Origin of the sequence: Kitasatospora sp. NPDC088346 (assembly GCF_044740765.1) — a bacterium.
Lineage (GTDB): Bacteria > Actinomycetota > Actinomycetes > Streptomycetales > Streptomycetaceae > Kitasatospora.
On the sequence record NZ_JBIURH010000125.1, the window covers coordinates 1 to 4,976 of the forward strand.

Here is a 4,976-nt window from a genome sequence, read left to right on the forward strand (position 1 = left end):
GGTGCTGGTGCCGATCCGTCTCGACCTCGCCGGGCTGCGGGCCCAGGCCGCTTCGGGCGGGCCGGTGCCGCCGGTCCTGCGGGGCCTGGTCCGGGTGACCGCCCGGAGGGCCGCAGGGTCCGCCGGTACGGGCGACGGTGGCCCCTCGCTGGCGCAGCGGCTGCTGGGCGTGCCGGAGGAGGAGCGGGAGGCGGTCCTGCTGGATCTGGTGTGCTCGGAGGTGGCCGGCGTCCTCGGCTATCCCGGTGCCTCGTCCGTGGACGCCGGCCGGGCGTTCAAGGACCTCGGCTTCGACTCGCTGACCGCCGTCGAACTGCGCAACCGCCTCAACGCGGTCACCGGTCTGCGGCTGCCGGCCACCCTGGTCTTCGACTACCCGACCCCGGCGGCCCTGGTGGACCTGCTGCGGGCGGAGACCGTGCCCGACGCGGCGGCCGCCGTGGTGCCGCTGCTGGCCGAGCTGGACCGGCTGGAAGCCGCCCTGCTGGAGACGCCGGCGGACGACGAGGGCCACCTGCGCGTCGCCAACCGCATCCAGTCGCTGCTCGCCAGGTGGAACGACCAGCAGGCCGCCCCGGTGGAGAACGCGGCCGTCGCCGAGGAACTGGAGGAGGCCACCGATGACGACCTCTTCGACTTCATCGGCAAGGAATTCGGCATCTCCTGACCCCACCGCCACCGCCCGACCTTCTGCAACATCCTGAAAGGTGACCTGACATGCCGGCAGACCTGGCGGCCGAGGACAAGCTTCGGTACTTCCTCAAGCGCGTGACGGCGGATCTCCACGAGACCCGCCGGCGGCTGAAGGAGATCGAGGACGGCGAGCACGAGCCGATCGCCATCGTCGGCATGGCCTGCCGGTTCCCCGGCGGCATCGAGTCGCCGGAGGACCTCTGGCGGCTGGTCGCGGCGGGCGACGACGCGGTGTCCTTCTTCCCGGAGGACCGCGGCTGGGACGTCGAGAACCTCTACCACCCGGACCCGGACCACCCCGGCACGTCCTACGTCCGGGAAGGTGGATTCCTGCACCGGGCAGGGGAGTTCGATCCGGGGTTCTTCGGGATCTCGCCGCGTGAGGCGATGTCGATGGACCCGCAGCAGCGGCTGCTGCTGGAGACCTCCTGGGAGGCCTTCGAGCGGGCCGGCATCGACCCGGCCGCCCTGCGCGGCAGCCGGACCGGCGTCTTCGTCGGCGTGATGTACAACGACTACGGCATGCTGCTCCAGCAGTCCGTGGAGGGCGCCGAGGGCCAGATCGGCACCGGGAGCTCGGGCAGCATCGCGTCCGGCCGGGTCTCCTACACGCTCGGCCTGGAGGGGCCCGCCGTCACCATCGACACGGCGTGCTCGTCCTCGCTGGTCGCGCTGCACCTGGCCTGCCAGTCGCTGCGGACCGGGGAGTCGACGCTCGCCCTGGCCGGCGGTGTGACGGTGATGCTGACTCCGGGGACGTTCGTGGAGTTCAGTCGGCAGCGCGGGCTCGCCACGGACGGCCGCTGCAAGGCGTTCTCGGACGACGCCGACGGCACCGGCTGGGGCGAGGGCGTCGGCATGATCCTGGTCGAGCGGCTGTCGGACGCGCTCGCCAACGGGCACCGGGTGCTCGGCATCGTCCGGGGCAGCGCGGTCAACCAGGACGGCGCCTCCAACGGCCTCACCGCCCCCAACGGCCCCTCGCAGCAGCGCGTCATCAAGCAGGCGCTGCGCAACGCCGGTCTGACCTCCGCCCAGGTCGACGCGGTCGAGGCGCACGGTACGGGTACCACGCTCGGCGACCCCATCGAGGCACAGGCGCTGCTCGCCACGTACGGCCAGGACCGGCCCGCGGAGCGGCCGTTGAAGCTCGGTTCGGTGAAGTCCAACCTGGGGCACACCCAGGCGGCGGCCGGTGCGGCCGGTGTGATCAAGATGGTGCTCGCCATGCAGCACGGCGTACTGCCGAAGAGCCTGCACGTCGGCGAGCCCTCCACCCACGTCGACTGGACGGCGGGCGCGGTCGAGCTGCTGAGCGAGGCCGAACAGTGGCCCGAGACGGGCGAGCCGCGCCGTTCGGCGGTCTCCTCGTTCGGCTTCAGCGGTACCAACGCGCACATCGTCCTGGAGCAGCCGCCCGCCCAGGAGTCGGACGGTGACCCGGCCGACGCCTCGGTCCGTCCGGTACCGCTGGTGCTCTCCGCCCGCACGCCGGAGGCCCTGCGGGCCCAGGCCGCCCGGCTGGCCGAACACCTGGGCGCGGAACCGGACCTCGGCCTGGCGGACGTCGGCCTGACCCTGGCGACGGCCCGGTCGGCCTTCGAGCACCGGGCGGCGCTCGTCGGGGACGACCGGCAGCAGGTGCTGACCGGGCTTGCGGCGCTGGCGGCCGGTGGATCGGCGGCGCCCGTGGGTGTCGCGGGGACGGCCGGGCGGACGGCGTTCCTGTTCGCGGGCCAGGGCAGCCAGCGGGCCGGGATGGGCGTCGAACTGTCCAGCGCCTACCCGGTGTTCGCGGCGGCGTTCGATGCGGTGTGTGCGGAGCTGGATCCGCTGCTCGGGTGCTCGCTGCGCGAGGTGATCGCGAACGGGGAGCAGCTGGACGAGACGGCGTTCACGCAGCCGGCGTTGTTCGCGGTGGAGGTGGCGCTGTTCCGGTTGGTGGAGTCGTGGGGTGTGCGGCCGGACTTCCTGGCGGGTCATTCGATCGGTGAGCTGGCTGCCGCGCACGTGGCGGGTGTGCTGTCGCTGGCGGATGCCTCTCGGCTGGTGGCGGCGCGTGGCCGGCTGATGCAGGCGCTGCCGCGTGGCGGTGCGATGGTCGCCGTGCAGGCGACCGAGGCGGAGGTGCTGCCGCTGCTGACCGACGGTGTCGGGATCGCCGCCGTCAACGGGCCTTCCTCGGTGGTGATTTCGGGCACCGAACAGGCCGTGCTGGCGGTCGTGGAGCAGCTGGGGGACCGTAAGTCGAAGCGGCTCACGGTCAGTCACGCCTTCCACTCGCCGCTGATGGACGGCATGCTCGACGAGTTCCGTTCGGTGGCGGCCGGGTTGACGTTCTCGGTGCCGCGGATCCCGATCGTCTCGACCCTCACCGGCGCGCTGGTGTCGGAGGAGCTGACGGACCCGGAGTACTGGGTGCGGCACGTCCGTGAGGCCGTCCGGTTCGCCGACGCGGTCGCGACGCTGGAGGCCGAAGGCGCCCGCAGGTTCCTGGAGTTGGGCCCGGACGGCACCCTGAGCGCGATGGCGCAGCAGTGCCTGCCGGAGTCCACCGAGGCCGTCCTCACCCCGGTCCTGCGCCGCGACCGCCCCGAGGCCCGGAGCTTCGCGACCGCCGCCGCCCTGCTGTACGTGCGCGGCGCGCGGCTCGACTGGGAGGCGGTGTTCGCGGGCACCGGCGCCCGCCGTGTCGACCTCCCCACCTACGCCTTCCAGCAGGAGTACTTCTGGCCGAGGCCGATGCGGGGTCTGGTGGGGGACGTGGTGTCCGCCGGCCTCGGTAACGCGGGCCATCCGCTGCTGGGCGCTTCACTGGCGCTCGCGGACGCGGACGGGCACGTCTTCACCGGTCGGCTGTCGCTGGACGCCCAGCCGTGGCTGGTGGACCACGCCGTCGCGGGCCGTGTCCTGCTGCCCGGAACGGCTTTCGTGGAGCTGGCGGTTCGAGCCGGTGACCAGGTCGGGTGCGAGCTGGTCGAGGAGCTGACGCTGGAGGCGCCGTTGGTGCTCCCGGAGCGAGGCGCCGTCCAGCTTCAGTTGTCCGTGGGTGTGGCGGACGAGTCCGCCCGTCGACCGGTGTCGGTCTTCTCGCGGGCGGAGGACGCCGCGCCGGACGAGCCGTGGGTGCGCCATGCGGCGGGCGTGCTGGCCGCTGCGGGCAGCGCCGTCCCGTTCGACCTGACCGAGTGGCCGCCGGCGGGTGCCGAACCGCTTCCGGTGGACGGTGTGTACGAGGGGTTCGCGGCCGCGGGCTTCGCCTACGGCCCGGTGTTCCGGGGCCTGCGGGCGGCCTGGCGCCGGGGTGGCGACGTCTTCGCCGAGGTGGCGCTGCCGGAGGAGGCGCACGGGGAGGCGGGGCTGTTCGCCCTCCACCCCGCGCTGCTGGACTCCGCCCTGCACGCGGTGGGTGCCGGCGGGCTGCTGGAGGACACCGGTCAGGGCCGGCTGCCGTTCGCCTGGTCGGACGTGACCCTGTACGCGGCCGGTGCGAGCGAACTGCGGGTGCGGTTCTCGGCCAAGGGCGCGGACGCGGTGGCGCTGGCGGTGGCCGACGCGGCGGGTGCGCCCGTCGCCACGGTCGGTTCGCTGGTGCTGCGTCCGTTCGTTCCGGAGCAGGCGGCGGGCAGCCGCCAGGATTCGCTCTTCCTGCCGCGCTGGACGCCGCTGACCCTGGCGGCCCCGGCGGCGGCCGCCGCGGAGGCGGCCGCCGGTGTGGTGGGCGTGCTGGGCGGTGACGACCTGGGTCTGCCGAACGCGGTCCGGTTCGCGGAGCTCGCTGCGGCGTCGGCTGCCGAGCCCGTCCCCGGGACCCTGGTCGTGCCGGTCGCCCCGACGGACGGTCAGGATGTCGCCGCGGCCACCCGCGCCGCCGTCCGGGACGCCCTGGCGCTGGTCCAGGAATGGCTGGCGCAGGACGCCTTCGCGGACTCCCACCTGGTCGTGGTCACGCGCGGCGCGACCACCGGCGACCTGGCGGCGGCAGCCGTCCACGGTCTGCTGCGGTCGGCCCAGTCGGAGAACCCGGGCCGGATCACCCTGGTCGACCTGGACGAGGACCCGCGCTCCCTCCGGGCGCTTCCCTCCGCACTCGGCACGGGGGAGCCCGAACTCGCGCTGCGCGCGGGCGAGGCCTCCGCACGCCGCCTGCTGCGCGCCGACGGGACCCCCGGAGCGGCGGCTGCTGGCCTGCGGGTGTTGGATCCGGCGGGGACGGTGTTGCTGACGGGTGCGTCGGGTGCGTTGGGTGGTGTGGTCGCGCGTCATCTGGTGACGGAGTACGG

1 protein-coding gene and 1 pseudogene are annotated in these 4,976 nt (G+C 74.0%); both read left to right on the forward strand.

Features of this window, described 5'->3' with window-relative positions; all coding sequences use genetic code 11:
* Positions 1–667: phosphopantetheine-binding protein (locus ACIOFR_RS41760; RefSeq protein ID WP_401006000.1), on the forward strand; the 667-nt coding region annotated here is incomplete at its 5' end.
* A gap of 62 nt (positions 668–729) precedes the next feature.
* A pseudogene (locus ACIOFR_RS41765) lies at positions 730–4,976 on the forward strand (type I polyketide synthase); the annotation flags it as partial.